This window comes from Xanthomonas sp. NCPPB 1638, assembly GCF_041475635.2.
Classification (GTDB): domain Bacteria; phylum Pseudomonadota; class Gammaproteobacteria; order Xanthomonadales; family Xanthomonadaceae; genus Xanthomonas; species Xanthomonas cucurbitae.
On the sequence record NZ_CM192984.1, the window covers coordinates 1172919 to 1191592 of the forward strand.

An 18674-nucleotide genomic window follows, 5' to 3' on the forward strand; every position below is an offset into this window, starting at 1 on the left:
ATTCCAGCCGATCCCACTTCCCCATTGCCGTAGAATGCCCGTCATGGACGTCCTGCTCGCCAATCCCCGCGGTTTCTGTGCCGGTGTCGATCGCGCGATCGAGATCGTCAAGCGTGCGATCGAGACGCTGGGCGCGCCGATCTACGTACGGCACGAAGTGGTGCACAACCGTTTTGTAGTTGACGATCTCAAGGAACGCGGCGCGATCTTCGTCGAGGAACTGGACGAAGTACCAGATGCGGCCACGGTGATCTTCAGCGCGCACGGCGTCTCGCAGGCGGTGCGCCAGGAGGCCGAGCGGCGTGGGCTGAAGGTGTTCGACGCCACCTGCCCGCTGGTCACCAAGGTGCATTTCGAGGTGGCGCGGCATTGCCGGGCCGGCAGCGACGTGGTGCTGATCGGCCACGCCGGGCATCCGGAAGTGGAAGGTACGATGGGGCAGTGGAGCCGCGAACGCGGCGCCGGCAAGATCTATCTGGTGGAAGACATCGAGCAGGTCGCCACGCTGCAGATCGACCAGCCGGACAATCTTGCCTACACCACCCAGACCACGCTGTCGGTGGACGACACCATGGGCATCATCGAGGCGTTGCGTGCGCGCTATCCGGCCATGCAGGGGCCGCGGCACGACGACATCTGCTATGCCACCCAGAACCGCCAGGATGCGGTGCGCGACCTGGCGCGGCAGTGCGACCTGGTGCTGGTGGTGGGCTCGCCCAACAGCTCCAATTCCAATCGCCTGAGCGAGCTGGCCCGGCGCGACGGGGTGGAGTCGTACCTGATCGACAACGCCAGCGAGATCGATCCGGCCTGGATCGTCGGCAAGCAGCACATTGGCCTGACCGCCGGCGCCTCGGCGCCACAGGTGCTGGTCGATGGCGTGCTGGCGCGGCTGCGCGAGCTCGGCGCGGCGGGCGTCTCCGAACTGCAGGGCGAGCCGGAATCGATGGTATTCGCATTGCCCAAGGAGCTGCGGCTGCGCCTGGTCGGCTGAGCGGGGCAGGTATGTGCCGCCAGCCGGCGCGCCAGTTGCTGGAGATTGACCGCACGCTGTCCACGCTCCTACAATTGGCGGCTCGCCGGAATAGCTCAGTTGGTAGAGCGGCGCATTCGTAATGCGTAGGTCGTAGGTTCGATTCCTATTTCCGGCACCAGCACGCTCGCACCGGGTCGGCCCTTGGCCGGCCCGGTTGCGTTTTGCCAGGCGTGTAGTCAATCCGCGCCGTCGCTGCGCCTGTGCGCAGGTCACTTTCAGATCGTTGCGGGCAGGTGCCAGGGCGCACTGCGACGTTTGCCTGCGCTGCGACAACATGTCGCACAACGTTGCACGTATTTTATTGCGGCAGATCATTGCCAATGGGTTTCGTGCAGGTGCAGCAAAGTTTAAAATTAGGCAGCTAACCCGTGTCTTCGGTCTGCGCGGCGCCTTCCATCCAAAAAGCGCAGCCGTGGACAAGTCCCCCCACCGGATACGACGAACGAGGCTGGCGTTCCTTCGCACTTGGATCGACCGATGATTCCGCTGAAACATCTCGGGCGTTTACTTCGTCCAGGCCTGATGTTGCCGTTCCTGCTGCTGGCAGGCTGCAACTCGGCCATCCTCAATCCGAAAGGCCAGATCGGCCACGACGAGAAGCAGTTGCTCATCACCTCGGTGGTGCTGATGCTGATCGTGGTCATCCCGGTGATCGTGATGACGATTGCGTTCGCGTGGAAGTATCGCGCTTCCAACACCAAGGCCCGCTATGAGCCGGACTGGTCGCACTCCACCGCCATCGAAGTGGTGGTGTGGTCGATCCCGTGCGTCATCATCCTGGTGCTGGCGGTGCTGACCTGGCGCTCGTCGCACGCGCTGGACCCGTACCGGCCGCTGGATTCGGACGTCAAGCCGATCAACATCGAAGCGGTGTCGCTGGACTGGAAGTGGATGTTCATCTATCCCGACCAGAACATCGCTACCGTCAACGAAATCGCGTTTCCGGTGCACACGCCGCTGAACTTCAAGATCACCTCCGACACGGTGATGAACTCGTTCTTCATTCCGCACCTGGGCACCATGATCTACGCCATGGCGGGCATGGAAACCAAGCTGCATCTGGTGGCCGACGAGCCGGGCGAGTACTTCGGCCTGTCCACCAACTACAGCGGCCACGGCTTCTCGAAGATGAGCTTCAAGGCGCATGCGCTCGACCAGGCCGGCTTCGAGGCGTGGGTGGCCAAGGTCAAGGCGTCGCCGACCGCATTGAACGCAGCCGAATACCAGGTGCTGGCGGCCAATCGCAACGACAAGGAACAGTATCCGGTCACCTACTACTCGTCGGTGCAGGAGGGCATGTTCCGCGCGCTGGTCGACAAATACATGAATGGTCCGGGCCATAACAAGGGCAACCACGGCGACCATCAGGCACCGGCTGCAGAGCCGGTCGCCATGTGCACTTCCGGAGACAAGTGATGCTAGGCAAACTTACGATCGAGGCAGTTCCGTACCACGAGCCGATCATCATGGTCGCGCTGGGTGGTGCCGGCCTGCTCGGCCTGCTCATCGCGGGCGCCCTCACCAAGTACAAGCTGTGGGGCTACCTGTGGAAGGAGTGGTTCACCTCGGTGGATCACAAGCGCATCGGTGTGATGTACATCATCGTGGCGCTGGTCATGCTGCTGCGCGGCTTTGCCGATGCGGCGATGATGCGCGCCCAGCAGGCGCTGGCCGGTAACGGTGGCGAAGGCGTGCTGCCGCCGCACCACTACGACCAGATCTTTACCGCGCACGGCGTCATCATGATCTTCTTCATGGCCATGCCGTTCATGACCGGCCTGTTGAACCTGATCGTGCCGTTGCAGATCGGTGCGCGCGACGTGGCGTTCCCGTTCCTGAACTCGCTGAGCTTCTGGCTGTTCGTGGCCGGCGCGGCGTTGATCAACATCTCGCTGGGCGTGGGTGAATTCGCGCAGACCGGCTGGCTGGCGTATCCGCCGTTGTCGGGGCTGGAATATAGTCCGGGCGTCGGGGTGGACTACTACATCTGGGCGTTGCAGATCTCCGGGTTGGGCACCTTGCTGACCGGCGTGAACTTCTTCGTGACGATCATGCGCATGCGTGCGCCGGGCATGACCTTGATGCGCATGCCGATCTTCACCTGGACTGCGCTGATTACCAACATCCTGATCATCGCCGCGTTCCCGATCCTGACCGTGGCGCTGGCGTTGCTGGGTGCCGACCGCTACCTGGGCACGCACTTCTTCACCAACGACGGTGGCGGCAACGCCATGATGTACGTCAACCTGATCTGGATCTGGGGTCACCCGGAGGTCTACATCCTGATCCTGCCGGCGTTCGGCATCTTCTCCGAGTTGATCGCCACCTACAGCCGCAAGCGCCTGTTCGGTTACACCTCGATGGTGTACGCGACCTCGTGCATCGGCGTGCTGTCGTTCGTGGTGTGGTTGCACCACTTCTTTACCATGGGCTCGGGTGCCAACGTCAATGCCTTCTTCGGCATCACGACGATGATTATCTCGATCCCGACCGGCGTGAAGATCTTCAACTGGTTGTTCACCATGTTCCGCGGCCGCGTGCACATGACCTCGCCGGTGCTGTGGACGATCGGCTTCATCATCACCTTCACCATCGGCGGCATGACCGGCGTGATGCTGGCGATTCCGGCCGTGGACTTCGTGCTGCACAACAGCCTGTTCCTGATCGCGCACTTCCATAACGTCATCATCGGCGGCGTGGTGTTCGGTTACCTGGCAGGCCTGACCTATTGGTTCCCCAAGGCGTTCGGCTTCAAGCTCAACGAGAAGCTGGGCAAGGCCTCGTTCTGGTGCTGGATCGTGGGTTTCTTCGTGGCCTTCATGCCGCTGTACGTGCTCGGTTTCATGGGCATGACCCGGCGCATGAACACCTACAACCACCCGGAGTGGGCGCCGTGGCTGTACGTCGCTGCGGTGGGTGCGGCGATCATCGGCATGGGCATCTTCCTGAACCTGGTGCAGATCGGCTACAGCGTGTGGAAGCGCAAGGAGCACATGGACTACACCGGCGATCCGTGGGATGGCCGCACGCTGGAATGGGCGACCTCCTCGCCGCCGCCGTTCTACAACTTCGCCGTGCTGCCGCACATCGACGACCGCGATCAGTTCTGGGCCGACAAGCAGAACGGCAAGGGCTGGGTGCGTCCGTCCAAGTACGAAGCCATCCACATGCCGCGCAACACCGGTGCGGGCGTGTACATGGGTGCCTTCAGCGTGCTGCTGGGCTTCGGCCTGACCTGGCACATCTGGTGGCTGGCCATCGTCGGCCTGGTGGGCATGATCGGCAGCTTCATTGCGCGCACCTTCGATAACGACATCGATTACTGGGTGCCGGCCGAAGAAGTGGAGCGGATCGAGAACGCACGCTTTGCCCTGCTCGAACAGCAACAGGCGGCGCAGCCCGCGAAGGTGGTATGACCATGGCTTCCTCGACCACGCTTGACCACGCCGCCCACGCGGGTGGCCACGATCACGACCACGAACATCACGACGCCGGTGGCAACACCGTCTTCGGGTTCTGGGTCTACCTGATGAGCGACTGCCTGCTGTTCGCCGGCCTGTTCGCCACCTACGCGGTGCTGTCCGGCGCCACGGTGGACGGGCCGACGGCCAAGGAGCTGTTCGATCTCAAGTTCGTCCTGGTGGAAACCTTCCTGCTGTTGTTCAGCAGCCTGAGCTTCGGCTTTGCGATGATCGCCGCGCACAAGCGCAAGATGGGCGGCCTGTATGGTTGGCTGGCCGTCACCGCGCTGCTGGGCATCGGTTTTTTGTGCATGGAAATCTGGGAGTTCAACCACTTGATCCATGAAGGCGCAGGCCCGGGTCGCAGCGCGTTCCTGTCGGCGTTCTTCACCCTGGTGGGGACTCACGGCCTGCACGTTGCCTCGGGCCTGCTGTGGATGGCGGTGCTGGTGATCCAGATCTCCAAGCACGGCCTGACCGCGCGCAACAGCACGCGCCTGGCGTGCCTGAGCCTGTTCTGGCACTTCCTGGACATCATCTGGATCGGTGTGTTCACCGTCGTCTATCTGCTGGGAGCGCTGTAATGGCCAATCACCACCACACCGAAAATACCGCCGATGCACATGCTGGCGGTCTCAAGTCCTACCTGATCGGCTTCGTCATGGCGGTGATCCTGACCGTCATTCCGTTCGCGATGGTGATGAGCGGCGCGTTCTCCAAGGGCGTGACCGTGGTCGTGATCTCGCTGATGGCGGCGGTGCAGATGCTGGTGCACATGGTCTATTTCCTGCACATGGACCGCTCGCCGGAGCAGCGTTCCAACGTCCAGGTGGGCCTGTTCTCGTTGCTCATCATCGGCATCGTGATCGTCGGCTCGCTGTGGGTGTTGCACAACATGAACGTCAATATGATGCATTGAGACGGCTGCCGGCCGGACCCCAAAAAGCCCCCATCGCCTGGCGGCTTTTTTGGATGCACGATTTCGTGGGTGGCATGACCAATGGCATACGGGCAGGCGCCCGTTGCCGCTTAGCATCGTGGGCTTGCCTGTTCCAGGTCCCCTGCGGAGTTGCGATGAAGATGCCCACCCTGTTGTCCGTGTCGCTGCTGGCGGCGTTGTCCTTGCCGGCGGCGGCGCAAACCGCGCCGCCACAGGACGTGCCGTTCGAGGGCACCCTGAAGATCGACGTCGATGCCACCGACCTGGTGCGCCGCATCTTCAAGGTCAGGACCAGCATGCCGGCCAAGCCTGGCCCGATGACGCTGCTGTATCCGCAGTGGATTCCCGGCAATCACTCGCCGACCGGGCCGATCGACAAGCTTGCCGGCCTGGTGGTCAAGGTGGATGGCAAGGTGGTGCCATGGACGCGCGACCAATTCGATGTCTACGCCTTCAAGGTGGATGTGCCGCAGGGCGCCACCGAGCTGACGGCCGAGTTCAAGTTCCTCTCGCCGCAGGCCCCCAACCAGGGCCGGGTGATGATGACCCCGGAAATGCTCAACCTGCAGTGGAACACCACGGCGATCTATCCGGCTGGGTACTTCGCGCGCAACATCAAGGCGCAGGCCAGCGTCACCCTGCCGGCTGGCTGGAGTTATGCCACCGCGCTGGAGACCGATCGCCGCGTGGGCGACACGGTCACTTTCAAGCCGATCGATTTCGACGATCTGGTCGACTCGCCGATGTTTGCCGGCAAGTACTACAAGCGGGTGGAGCTGAGCGCCGGCAAGCAGCCGGTCTATCTCAACGTGTTCGCCGACGAGGCCAAGGCGCTGGAGGCCAAGCCCGAGCAGATCAAGGCGCACGCGGCGCTGGTGCAGCAGATGGACAAGCTGTATGGCGCGCGCCATTTCGATCATTACGAATTCCTGTTGGCGCTGACCAAGAAGCTGGGTGGCATCGGCCTGGAGCACCACCGCTCCAGCGAAAACAGCGGCCCGACCAATTACTTCACCGAGTGGGACAAGAGCTGGACCGGACGCGATCTTCTCGCGCACGAATTCAACCACTCCTGGAACGGCAAGTACCGCCGCGGCGCCGACCTGGCAACGCCCAATTTCAATGTGCCCATGGGCGACAGTTTGCTGTGGCTGTACGAGGGGCAGACCCAGTTTTGGGGCGAGGTGATGGCAGCGCGTTCGGGCTTGTGGACGCAGGAGCAGGCGCGCGACATGCTGGCCGGCGTGGCTGCAACCTATGAGCGCGGTCGCCCGGGCATGGCCTGGCGCACGGTGCAGGACACCACCAACGACCCCACCATGTCGCTGCGCCGGCCCAAGGCCTACCGCAGCTATCAGATGTCGGAAGACTATTATTCCGGCGGGCAGATGATGTGGCTGGAGGTGGACAGCAAGCTGCGTGCACTGACCAACAACAAGCGCTCGATCGACGACTTCGGCAAGGCCTTCTTCGGCATGAAGAACGGCGACTGGGACGTCAACCCGTACACCTTCGACGACATCGTCGCCACTCTCAACGGCGTGGCTGCCTACGACTGGGCCAGCCTGTTGCGCAGCCGCATGGACGGGCATGGTTCCTTGAATGGAGGGATCGAGGCCAATGGCTGGAAGCTGGTCTATACCGACGAGCCGAACCTGGTCATCAAGAACTACGAGAGTAACGAGAACGACGTGAGCCTGACCTACTTGATCGGCTTGTCGCTGGAAAGCTCGGGCGAGATCAACGAGGTGCTATGGGACAGCCCGGCATTCAATGCGGGGCTGGTCGGCGGCAACACCATCGCGGCCGTCAACGGCCGCGCGTTCGGGGGCGAGGTCATCAAGGACGCGATCAAGGCCGCAAAGGGCACCACGTCGCCGATCGAGCTGCTGGTCAAGCGTGGCGATCGCTACGAGACCGTCCGTCTCGATTACCACGGCGGCTTGCTGTATCCGCATCTGGAGCGTATCGCCGGCAAGCCGGATCGGTTGAGCGAGTTGTACCGGGCACGGTGATGGGCAGGCGCCGGCTTGCGCCTGTCCAAGTCGGCGCTTGCAGCGTGGTGGTCGTTGTCATGTGTGTTGTTTGCCGGGCAGTCGTCCACTGAGTCTGCCACTGTCGGGCATGCCGCATGTTTGCATCCGAGATGTCGCTGCGGGCAGTCAATGCCCGTAGCAGGTGCGGTTGCCGTTTGCGGTGTAACACGGCGCTGAGGTGGCAGTAGTTGGACCAAGCGCAGTGCGGGCGACGCGGCCGTCTGCTGGGACGCTAGTGAAGTTGATCTGCCTTGACTTTCAGCTTCAGCCCATAGTTTATATGGATAAATAAATAATACTATTGAATTGTAGGCTAAATGCATTTACTTCATTGCCCTTGAATTACGCAGTATTTACGCTGGCAGACTTAATCCTGGATTGCATCTTTACGCTTGGGGCGCGCAATCTTGTTCGGCTGCAACTGTGTGCAGGCCGATAGCCGGCGATACGGCAAATGTAAGGTGTTCAATGAATTCTGCAGTAGATTGCACGGACTTTGAAATGCCGCGTAGCGGCGAGAACTTCGATCCCGCAGCGCTGTTCGACGGACGTGATTTGACGCTCGCACAACGCGCTGTGTATATCGATACAATGGTGCGACAGGATCGCGCCGATGGGCGGATGCCCTATCACCGCGTGATCGGCTCGGCGGCTGGCCGGGAAGTATTGGTGCATGATCGCGATGGCGTGGGAGTACAGCGATTATTGATGTTTGGTTCCAACAACTATCTGGGACTGGCCACCCATCCTAAGGTGCGCGAGCGGGTGATGCGCGCCATCGATCAATACGGCACCGGCATCGGTGGCCCGCCATTGCTCAATGGATATCTACGCATTACCCGTCAGCTGGAAGAACGCCTGGCGGCGCACAAGCAGCAAGAAGATGCGATGATTTTTTCCAGCGGCTTCAGCGCCAATCTGGCCTTGCCCGGGGCGCTGGCGCGGCGTACCGATTGCATTTACTACGATGAATATTCGCATGCCTCGTTGTTCGATGGCCTGCGGCTTGGTGACATTCCCGCCAAGCGCTTTCCGCACAACGATGTGTCGCGTCTGGAGGCAATGCTGGCAAAGCCCCGCTCCAGTCGGCAGGATGTGTTCGTGGCGGTGGAGGGCGTTTATTCAATGGACGGCGATCTGGCACCACTGGACCGCATTGCGCCGCTCTGTCGTCGTTATGGCGCGCTGTTGGTGGTCGACGATGCGCATGGCACCGGCGTTATCGGCGCGCATGGTTGCGGTGCAGGCGAGCACTTCGGCGTGGCCTCGCAGATCGACGTGCTGATGGGTACCTTCAGCAAGGCGCTGGCGGTCAGCGGCGGCTTCGTCTGCGCATCGCGGCCATTGATCGAATATCTACGCTGCATGTCGCGCTCGTACGTGTTTTCTGCGGCACTGCCGCCGCCTACCATCGCGGCGGTGCATGGCGCGCTTGATGTCATTGAAAGCGAGCCTGAGCGCATGCAGGCGTTGCACGACAACGTGGCCTATGCGCTGGCGGCACTCAACGCCTTGCCCTGGGGCTTCACCTTGCATACCGACTCGGCGATCCTGATCGTGCCGACGCCGCCGCAAATGGATATCAGGAGGGCAAGTGCTTATCTGCATGAGCAGGGTCTGTTCATCAATCCCGTGCATTATCCTGCGGTGCCACGCGGCCAGGAACGCTTGCGCATCAGCCTGATGTGCACGCACACGCGTGATGACATCGACCGTCTGGCCGATGGCATCGATGGTCTCTGGCGGCAATACAGCGCCGGTGGCCTCCGCGTGGTCGGCAATTGCTGAGGGCAGCGCGCCGTCGGTTTGGGTGGTCCGACGGCGCGCTGCCGATCCTGTCGCGCGGATCTTCCTACGTCTCGCCGGATGCGACAGCGGCAGACTATGCTGCCGCATTGTCGAACGAGTCAACATCCATGGCGAAGGCGAAAACGGCCTATGTCTGCGGCGAATGCGGCGCCGAATACACCAAGTGGCAGGGGCAGTGCACCGAGTGCGGGGTGTGGAATACGCTCAGCGAAATCGTGCTCGAAAGCGCCACTGCCGGCGGCAAGGCGTCGCCAGCGGCGTCACGGCGCAGCGGCTGGGCTGGCAAGGCCGAGGCGCCCAAAATCACTGCGCTGAAGGATGTACGGCAGACCGAACAGGCGCGCGTGTCCACCGGCATCGGCGAGTTCGATCGCGTGCTGGGCGGCGGGTTGGTCGAAGGCGCGGTGGTGCTGATCGGTGGCGACCCCGGTATCGGTAAATCGACGCTGTTGCTGCAGGCGTTGGCCAGCATGGCCGGCACGCTGCCGGTGCTGTACGTCACCGGCGAGGAATCGCTGGCCCAGGTCGCCGGGCGCGCGGTGCGCCTGGATCTGCCGCTGGAAGGCTTGAATGCATTGGCCGAAACCGGCATCGAACATATCCTGCAGCATGCCAGCGCGGCGCGACCGAAGCTGATCGTGGCCGATTCGGTGCAGACGCTGTGGACCGAATCGCTGACCGCCGCGCCAGGCTCGGTCAGCCAGGTGCGCGAGAGCGCGGCGCGGCTGGTGCGCTTCGCCAAGGAAACCGGCACCGCCGTGTTCCTGGTCGGGCATGTCACCAAGGAGGGCGGCATCGCCGGCCCCCGCGTGCTCGAACACATGGTCGATGCGGTGCTGTATTTCGAAGGTGAGAGCGGCAGTCGGTTCCGCTTGCTGCGTGCCTTCAAGAATCGCTTCGGCGCGGTCAACGAATTGGGCGTGTTTGCGATGGGCGAAAAGGGACTCAAGGAGGTCTCCAACCCGTCGGCAATCTTCCTGTCCGGCGGCAGCACGCAACAGCCGGGCAGCTGCGTGATGGTGACGCGCGAAGGTACCCGGCCGCTGATGGTCGAAGTACAGGCACTGGTGGACGCCTCGCCCTTGTCCAACCCGCGTCGGGTGGCGGTGGGGCTGGAGCAGAACCGGCTGGCGATGCTGCTGGCGGTGCTGCATCGTCATGGCGGCATCGTGGTCGGTGACCAGGACGTGTTCGTCAACGTGGTCGGCGGCATCCGCGTGCAGGAAACCGCCGCCGACCTGCCGGTGCTGCTGGCAGTGCTGTCCTCGCTGCGCGACCGGCCACTGTCGGAAAAAACCATCGCTTTCGGCGAGGTGGGGCTGTCCGGCGAGATCCGCCCGGTGCCCAATGGCGAGGACCGGTTGAAGGAGGCCGCCACGCACGGATTCAAACGCGCCATCGTGCCGCGTGCCAACGCCCCCAAGACCTCCAGCATCAAGGGAATGGAGATCGTCGCGGTCGAGCGGCTGAGCCAGGCGCTGGAGGCGGCGGCGGACTGAGGCCGCCGGGCTGGGGTGGCCTCGCCGGCTCCCTGCGAGGCACCGCACGTGGGCGGCCTTGTCGTGCTGGTATTCATGTGCCTGGAAGGCACGCCGGGGCCGAACGAATACGGCGAAGATCCGAAGCAGTAATACCCGATTGCCTGGGCGAACGGAAACGGCGCAGGGAAGCCTGCGCCGTCTTTCTTTTCACTGGCAACGGCATGCGGCCCGGCAAGGCGCGCCTCACGTCTGTGCTGGAACGACGTCGGTGCTGGAACGGCGTCGGTGCTGGAACGGCGTCGGTGCGGCTACGCGGCACCGGACCTGTAGGCCGGCTCGCTCAGCAGGCCGCCGAATGATGCCCCGGGCTCTGGTTGCTGCCCTTGCCGGGTAGCGTTGCATCCTTGTCCTGCAGGGCAAGTTCCAGCTTGTAGCCGTGCGAATACACGGTTCTGATGCGCACCGGGCCAGTGTGATTGCACAGCTGCAATTTCTTGCGCAGCTTGTAGATGTGCTGCTCCATCGTGCGGTCGGTGAATTCGGTATGGCTGCCCCACACGGCCTTGGCCAGCTGACAACGACGAAAGCAGACTCCGGGGCTGGAAAACAGCAGCCAGGCGATCGAAAACTCGCGTGCCGTCAGGACGATCGGCTTGCCGTGCAGGTAGACCGTGTTTTGCTCACGGATCAGGCGATAGGGGCCGACGTTGAGCTGCTGCGCCTGCTCACAGGCGGCAGCCATCGGGGCGGTTGCCAGTGTCGCCCGCACCTGTAGTTCGTGCGAATTAACCGGCAGCGCCAGCACTTCCTGCGCCCCTGCGCGGTACCAGGCCAGGATGTCGTTGGCGCAATCGAAGCGCCCCAGGACGATCAACGGCATCGGGTGATCGCCATGGCATCGCTGCCACGCCAGCACGGAACTCTCGTCGCAGGCCACGCAGGTTGCATCGAAAATCAGCAATTCGCAGGGGGAATGACGCAGGAAGCGCAACAGTTCCAGTTCGTCGGAAAACACCGCGAAGTGCGCAGCCAGGGTGGCCAGGCTGGCGTGGATCTGCGAGGTCAGGCGTGCGTCCTGGCTCAGCAGGAACACCGACCCCTGGGTAACCGGAGGGTTGCCGTGCATCAGGTATCTTCCCCCTGCTCGATCTCGCACAGGACGGGTCCGGCAAACCGACGCCAGGCGCCGGGCGGGAAGGCCGTGCAGACCAGGAACGAGAAGTGCATCGCCATACCATCCAGTTGACAGGGAATGTGTCCGGTCGAGCTCGGACGCATTGGTATGTACCATTGCGGGAGTGGAAAGTTTCACTCCCGCGTACTTTTCTTCGGGTTGGAGTCACCGGGCTTTAATGTGCGCTCATGTACGCGTAACGCTACTCTGACCAAACAGGCATGAGCAGTGTGCTGCAGAGGCGGGCAGGTCATTCCGGACGACGAGCGCGGAATCCGACGAAGGTCTGGAAAGGTCTAGACCAATCTATTGCGATTCAGCAGAGATTCTGCCGTTTGGCGGAATACGCCGGGCGGAGATGGATGATGAGGCAGCTGTAGCGCGGGGTGACGACGCGGCTGCACACCACGCGCGGGCGACATCAGCAGGACAGACGTGGGAGATGTAATGACACCGGTAACTTGTCGTTGATGTCGCACATCCTGAGAGAACTTTACATAGTTTAGGGCTGCGTGCGCGGCTTCTCGCAGGGCAATACGCCGCCATACGGCGTGTCGTGTTCGGCAGATGGCGTGGGTTTCCGCATGCCAGATACCCCATCCAACAGCAAAACGTCTGCGGCGCGTGCAGGAAGACAGGTTGAGAATTTTTGATGTTTAGCGCGTTCGGGAGTGAGGGTTTCCATTGGATCGGCTGCATACAATCGGTTGCGCCAATACAACGGCGCATTGCGGTTTTTTGCGCATCCCCCACTGAGAGAGCTTGGCATGATCCTTTCCACGTACTTCGCAGCGATTTCTGCGTTGTCCTACGCAGACCGTCTTCCTATCTATACGAGCAGGATGCTGGTAGGTGCCTGGCCACAAGGTCTGCAACATCTTCAACAACGACGTGACGGACAGGCCGCGCCCGACACGCCCGATGACGAGGTTGCCCTGCTCGGCGCCAGTGGCGATGCGCTGCTGATCCTGGAGTATCAAGAGGAAGCCGAGGACGCCTACCGCCATGCGCTGAAGGCCGTGCGGGGCCAGCAGCGGCAGTTGCGGCTGCTGTCGTGCCGCAACACCGCCTGGCTGATGCTGAGCCAGCGCCGTCTGAGCGCGGCGCTGAACTGCTTCGCGCAGCTGGCGATGGATCGCGACACCCCGGCCTGCCTGCGCGGCGAAGGCTTGCTCGGAAAGGCGCTGACGCATTTCCATCTGGGTCAGAGCACGCTCGCCCTGCAGACCCTGGAGCGTGCCCAGGACGTGCTGTCGGAGCTGGAGGTCAATGCATCGGAATGGCAGCGGATTGCGTCCGCGCTGCGTCTGGACATGCTGGCGCAACTGCGTATCCGCCGCGCCGACCGGATGAGCGACCATGTGTTCTGGCAGGCCACGCTACGCCACGAAGATGCCGCGCATGCCTTCGAACCCAGCGATTTGCGCGCCTGTATCGCCGATCTGACCGCCACCATGCCGGTCCTGGCGCAGCGCATGCGCCATGTGCGCAATCTGTTGCGGATCGCCGGCGGCGACACCTTCGGCTTCGATGCCCAGATCGATGCACTGCCGGCAGCGGCAACCGGTTGCCCGCCCTGCGCGCGGCAGGACGCCCAGGTGGAGCTGGCGCTGGCGGCCCTGGCGGTGGGGCGCGCCGACCTGGCCGAGCGTGCATTGGCCGGTGCCGGCCGGCATCACGCGCCGCGCTGGAATCTTGAGTTCGAATACTGCCAGGCCAAGATCAGTCAGGCGCTGGGGCGCACCGAACAGGCCCTGTTGTTGTACAACCGCTATGCGTTGGGCGCGGTGCAATGCCTGCGCAGCGAAGTGCAGGCACCGCGGTTGCTGGAGAGCGGGGCGCCGGCGCATGTCAGCGATGACATCTCGGCACGGTTGCCCGCCAAGTACCGGCGCGCCTACGGTTACATGATTGCCAACGCACACCGCTCGGACCTGTCGATCAACGAGGTGGCCGCGCAGATCGGCGTCACCGGCCGCGCGTTGCAGCAGGCCTTCAAGTCTGCCACCGGGTTGTCGCCGACGCAGGTGCTGCGGCGTTATCGCATGCAGAGCATTCGCGACGAGTTGCTGGCCGAAGGTGGCTGCGGCAGCGTGCTGCAGGCGGCCAGCCGCTGGGGGGTCGGGAGTCGCTCGGCGCTGGCCAAGGGCTATCGCCAGCACTTCAACGAGGCACCGATGGAAACCCTGCAGCGCTGAGCAGGCGTGCGCCATGGTCCGGCAGCAACGTCGGGCCATGGCGCGTGTCGTGGCAGCCGGGTGGGGGCCGGTTTCGGCGATGTGTGGTGCATCTGGAAGGGCCGGGCGCGCGTAGGCAGTGGCTTGGGGTTACTCTTGCCGGCTTGCTCTTCCACTCCGCGCGGCGCTTCCGAGGATGGATGTGATCGCTCCAGAAACGATGACGATCATGCAAGATCACACCCCCGAGGCGACGGACGCCTCACAGATCCGCCGTGCCGGGGTCGATCTCACTGGGCTGATGTCCGTGCTGGGCAAACACCTGTACTCCACGCCGGTGGTGGCGCTGCGCGAATTGGTGCAGAACGCGCACGATTCGATCCTGCGGCGTCGGCTGGAACAACCCGGGTGGACCGGGATGGCGCGGATCCATGTCTACGCCGATCCTGCGCAGGGCGTCGTGCGCATCGTCGATACCGGTGCAGGATTGACCCGGCATGAAATTCACGACTACCTGGCGACCGTGGGCGTGGGTTACACGCGTGGATTGCGTCAGGGTGGGCACGAAGACAGCGGCCTGATCGGCATGTTCGGGCTGGGCTTTCTGTCGGCCTTCGTGTTGGCGCGGCGTGTGACCTTGCGCACCACCTCCTACCAGACGCCGACGCTGGGTCATTGCTACGTGTCCAGCACCGCCGAGCAGTACACGGTCAGCGTGATCCCGGCGCGTGCGCAGGTGGGAACGGAAGTGGTGCTGGAGTTGCACGATCAGTACCTGGCGCTGGCCCATGACGCGCGGCTGCACGAGATTCTGTCGCGGTACTGCGCGCTGTTGCGCGAGCCGATCTGGGTGGGTGCGCAGGCGCGATCCCTCAATCCCGAGCCGCCGCCGTGGCGCATGCATGCTGCGGTGCCGCTGCATCCGGTGCAGGGCTGGCGTTTGCAACGCGAGTTCGCGGCGCGTTTCGAGCGCAACTTCGAACCGCTGTGCTGTTTGCCGGTGCGCGCGCACGACAGCAGCGATGCGGTGGGGTTGCTCTGGGTACAGGATGGCGCCACCTATGGCACCAGCGACAACCGCACTCTGTCGGTGTTCCTGCGCGGGATGCTGCTGGACGACAACGCGCGCGAATTGCTCCCGTCCTGGGCCGGCTTCATCGGTGGAGTGATCGAATCGGACCGCTTGACGCCAACCGCCAGCCGCGAGGAGCTGCAGCGCGATGCGGTGTACGGTGCAGTCCAGCATGCCTTGTCCGAAGCCTTGGTGCAGGGCCTGGCGGAGGTCGCACGGCAGCAGCCGGAGGCCTGGCGGCGCATCCTGCTCAGGCATAACGAAGCGCTGCTGGGCGCGGCGCTGTGTGACGAGCGCCTGTTCGACCTGTTGCTGGAGCATGTGCGGGTGCCGACCTCGCAGGGCGATTTGCCGGCCCACCAGCTGCCCTCGCGCGGCGCGGTCCACGTGATCCTGGAGAGCGACAGCGGTTTCGAGGAGATGCTGTTCCGTGCGATGGGCGTGCCGGTGGCGTACGGAAACCGCTATGCGGTGGTGCCTTTCCTGCGCCGCTGGGCACAGGCCAAGGGTGTGCGCCTGGTCGAGCTGGGAACCGAGCAGGGCAATCGGCAGCTGTTTCGGCTGGAGGGATTGCCTGCCGACGAACTGGCATGGCTGGAGCAGCATCTGGGCGATGGCGAAGCGCTGGTGCCGGCACGCTTCAGCCCCGAAGCGCTACCCCTGGTGGTGGTGCCCGACCGCGAGGCCGAACTCAAGCACCGCCTGGAACAGGATGAGAACGACAAGCGCGTCTCGACTGCGGCATTGCGGCTGGCGCGGCAGTTCACCGCACGCATCGACGCGCGCCAGACCCGGCGTCTGTATCTCAATCTCGACAATCCGGCCTTGCAGGCCTTGCTGGCGGCATGGCGCCAAGGCAATCCGCAGGCGGCAGTGGCGGCGCAGCTGTTGCGCGCACTGAAGGTGATCGTGTCGGCGCAAGGGCGCACGCCGTCGCCGCCCGGTAGCACCGAAGCGGGCGGTTCGGATCTGAACAAGGCCTTGGGCGATCTCGCCGGGGCAGTGACCCAACTGCTGGCGCACTGAGCGCTGCACCGCAGGAACAACGCCGTGGAAATCTGGAACTGGGTGGAAAAGCTGCAGGACGACCTAAGCGAGGCAGGGCAGCCGCAGAACGCCCAGCTGCTGACGCGCCTGACCGATTACATCTGCGATCTGCAGATCGAGCGTGCCGAGGCCTTGTTGCCGGAAGCGCGCGCGCTGGGCAGGACGCTCGCCAATCCGTGGCTGGAGGTGTTCGTCGGTCATTGGGAGATGCGCAACCGGGTCGGCAATCTCTGCGAGGGCGAGCGTGCGCTGGGCGATGCAGTGACGCTGTTCGAGCGTGCGCATCGCCCCGATGCGGTGGAATGCCCGCAGTCGATCTGCGTGACCCAGGACCTGGCCGCCTGCTACGCCAATATCGACGGCCCGGGGTGGGTGGACGAGCGCATCGAGGTCTGCGATGAAACCCTGGCGCGTATCGATCCGGGTTGGTCGTGCTATCAATGCCTGAGCTGCGAAAAGGCCGATGCGCTGCTTGACGATGGGCGCGGCGAAGCGGCACTGCAGTATCTGGAACAGCCATCGCAGACCATCCTGGCGCACGGTGGCGAGATCTACGATGGCGTGCGTGACATGCGCATCTCGATCCTGTTGTCGCTAGGGCGTGCGGAAGCGGCGCTGGCGCTGATCGAGCAGCGTGAACGCGAAGCAGCGCGCGAGGGCGTGGAGTGGGCCAACTGCAGCCAGCCGCGTCGCCTGCAGAAGGCACGGGCGCTGGCATTGCTGTATCGCGACGATGCCGCGCTGGAGGCCCTGCTGCCGTGGCGCGAGGTGGCGCCGCGTTACCGCCTGCACTGGTTGCGCGCGGTGGCGCTGCTGGCGGCGCGTGCGCCGGAGCGCAATACCTGGGAGCTGGGTGGTCGGCTGCAGACGATGCTGGACCATTACGCCCAGGTCGGAGCGTACCGCATCCTGATCGAAGCGGCCGAGCTGGCGATCGAGCTGGCGTTGCGCCGCGGCGCGACCTGGACCGCGCGGCGGCATCTGGCATTGGCGCGTGCGCAGCTGCCCCGCTTGCGTCGGGACCGCGGCGCGGCGCAGCTGCTGGATGGTCTGGCGGCGCGCATCGACGCCGCGCCGACGGGCGAGCCGTCGCCAGTGCCTGCCGGGCAGTTGCTGGAGTGGCTGAACCGGCAGGGCGAGCAGAGCGTGCGCAATCCCGAGCGTGAAGCGCAATGGTTGCTGCAGGCCGTGGACGAGCGGCCCGACGATGCCGAACTGGTCGACACCACGGCATCGGCATTGAGTGCCTGTGCCGCCGACGAGCAGGCCATCGCCCTGCTGTGGGATTTCGTGCAGCGGCATGCCGATCGCGAAACCGGCCCGACCTTCCGGCTGATGCATCTGCTGCTGGGGCGGGGCGAGGAGGCCGGCGTGCGCCGGCTGGCGCAGCTGTATCGCCCGCAGGTGCCGGTGGTGGCGTTGTGGTGCCAGGCGCAGCTGGCGCAGCGACTGGCCGACTGGCCGGCACTGGAACAGGCCTGCATGGACTTGTTGCAACAGTCGCCCGGTTCGCATGGCGCGCGTGGGTTGCTGGCGCGCATGTATCTGGAGACCGGCCGCTTTGCCGATGCTGCGGCCGTCTACTGGCAGCTCACGCGGCTGATGGACGAACCGCGTTCCGCGCACTGGGACCATATGACCGCCGCCAGCGCTGCACAGGATTGGGCGGCGGTACGGGCATCGGCGCAGGCGGTCGGTCTGGATCTGTGCAGCGCCGAGGGCGTTGTCGAGGAGGCGTTGGGGTGGGTGATCGTGCGTTGCGTGGACGATGGCGAAGCGGTCGAGTATTACGCCCGCCGCACGGGCCCGGTCACCGCACGCATCGTCGAGAACGCGCCCGCCCATCGGCGGCAGCAGGTTGGCGATTGGGTGGTGTTCGATGCCGAACTGCTGCACGCGCCGCCGGAAGACGCCGCCGAGCGCGAACGGTTCGTGCCGACCTATGCGCAGGTGCATGTGCTGCAGCCCGGTGGCTATGGCAGCAGCTGGCTGGTGGATGGTGCGCATCCCGGAGAAGCGGCGATCGAGGCGCTGCGCGCGGACATCCAGGCGCGTGGCTGGACGCTGTGGGTGCATAGCCGCGACGATTACCGGGTGATCGACCCAGCCGACCCGGAGCGCTTCGATCCGGAGAACGCCGACGCGGGCCTGCAGGGCGTGTTGTTCACCGTGGCGCTCCCGGAGGCGGCTGCACCGCTGGAGCTGCATGGCGCCTTGCTCGCCACCACCGCGCAGTGGCCGCACCCGATGTGCTGGCTGCGGCTGGCCGAAGCCTGCGGTCAGGACCCGCGCCCGCACCTGCAGGCCCTGGAGCGTTATGGGTTGTAGGCCAGGCCATCGCCAGGACCGCGCGAACGGCGCGATGTAGCCGATGACGGCGTCGATACCGTAGAACTCCGCCGGGCCAGTCTTCCTGTGGCGCATTTAAAGGATTTTATTCA

The 18674-nt window shown here is 64.1% G+C and carries 12 protein-coding genes, 1 tRNA gene and 1 pseudogene; 13 read left to right on the forward strand and 1 reads right to left on the reverse strand.

The features are described 5' to 3' along the window. The first annotated feature begins 43 nt into the window (after positions 1–43). The 10 genes and pseudogenes from ispH to ACCQ13_RS05145 form a co-directional block, all read left to right on the forward strand. Positions 44–994 (forward strand): 4-hydroxy-3-methylbut-2-enyl diphosphate reductase, encoded by a 951-nt coding sequence (gene ispH / locus ACCQ13_RS05100; protein WP_372372351.1) that lies wholly within the window; start codon positions 44–46, stop codon positions 992–994. Between the two features lie 84 nt (positions 995–1078). Continuing rightward, positions 1079–1154, forward strand: a tRNA-Thr gene (locus tag ACCQ13_RS05105). A gap of 359 nt (positions 1155–1513) precedes the next feature. Then, positions 1514–2452, forward strand: coding sequence for a ubiquinol oxidase subunit II (gene cyoA, locus ACCQ13_RS05110; RefSeq protein WP_104602149.1), 939 nt, complete (start codon positions 1514–1516; stop codon positions 2450–2452). Further along, a complete protein-coding gene (gene cyoB, locus ACCQ13_RS05115) occupies positions 2452–4452 on the forward strand; it encodes a cytochrome o ubiquinol oxidase subunit I (protein WP_104602148.1) in 2001 nt (666 codons plus the stop codon). The genes cyoA and cyoB overlap by 1 nt, the downstream gene beginning before the upstream one ends. After that, entirely contained in the window at positions 4449–5081 is a 633-nt protein-coding gene (cyoC, locus tag ACCQ13_RS05120; RefSeq protein ID WP_208800484.1) for a cytochrome o ubiquinol oxidase subunit III, read from the forward strand. The genes cyoB and cyoC overlap by 4 nt, the downstream gene beginning before the upstream one ends. Continuing rightward, complete coding sequence (gene cyoD / locus ACCQ13_RS05125; RefSeq protein ID WP_104602147.1) at positions 5081–5416, forward strand: cytochrome o ubiquinol oxidase subunit IV; 336 nt, start codon at positions 5081–5083, stop codon at positions 5414–5416. The genes cyoC and cyoD overlap by 1 nt, the downstream gene beginning before the upstream one ends. A gap of 155 nt (positions 5417–5571) precedes the next feature. Then, positions 5572–7452: a M61 family metallopeptidase gene (locus tag ACCQ13_RS05130; protein ID WP_159406758.1), complete on the forward strand. Its 1881-nt coding sequence runs from the start codon at positions 5572–5574 to the stop codon at positions 7450–7452. Between the two features lie 399 nt (positions 7453–7851). Beyond that, entirely contained in the window at positions 7852–9261 is a 1410-nt protein-coding gene (locus tag ACCQ13_RS05135; protein ID WP_223214404.1) for an aminotransferase class I/II-fold pyridoxal phosphate-dependent enzyme, read from the forward strand. A 128-nt stretch (positions 9262–9389) separates the two neighbouring features. Continuing rightward, positions 9390–10781 carry a DNA repair protein RadA gene (gene radA / locus ACCQ13_RS05140; RefSeq protein ID WP_104602145.1) on the forward strand — a complete coding sequence of 464 codons (1392 nt, stop codon included), beginning with the start codon at positions 9390–9392 and terminating at the stop codon, positions 10779–10781. A gap of 33 nt (positions 10782–10814) precedes the next feature. Continuing rightward, positions 10815–10913 (forward strand): annotated as a pseudogene (locus tag ACCQ13_RS05145) (DUF805 domain-containing protein); the annotation flags it as partial. Between the two features lie 190 nt (positions 10914–11103). On the opposite strand, the gene ACCQ13_RS05150 reads toward ACCQ13_RS05145, so the two are convergent. Next, complete coding sequence (locus ACCQ13_RS05150) at positions 11104–11889, reverse strand: response regulator transcription factor (RefSeq protein WP_104602144.1); 786 nt, start codon at positions 11887–11889, stop codon at positions 11104–11106. An 890-nt stretch (positions 11890–12779) separates the two neighbouring features. Here ACCQ13_RS05150 and ACCQ13_RS05155 point away from each other — a divergent pair. The 3 genes from ACCQ13_RS05155 (at position 12780) to ACCQ13_RS05165 (ending at position 18561) form a co-directional block, all read left to right on the forward strand. Then, positions 12780–14135 carry a helix-turn-helix transcriptional regulator gene (locus tag ACCQ13_RS05155; protein WP_208800631.1) on the forward strand — a complete coding sequence of 452 codons (1356 nt, stop codon included), beginning with the start codon at positions 12780–12782 and terminating at the stop codon, positions 14133–14135. A gap of 208 nt (positions 14136–14343) precedes the next feature. Beyond that, on the forward strand, positions 14344–16212 hold the full coding sequence (locus tag ACCQ13_RS05160) for an ATP-binding protein (protein ID WP_159406759.1): 1869 nt from the start codon (positions 14344–14346) through the stop codon (positions 16210–16212). A gap of 24 nt (positions 16213–16236) precedes the next feature. After that, positions 16237–18561 carry a hypothetical protein gene (locus ACCQ13_RS05165; RefSeq protein WP_372372352.1) on the forward strand — a complete coding sequence of 775 codons (2325 nt, stop codon included), beginning with the start codon at positions 16237–16239 and terminating at the stop codon, positions 18559–18561. The last annotated feature ends 113 nt before the right edge of the window (positions 18562–18674 follow it).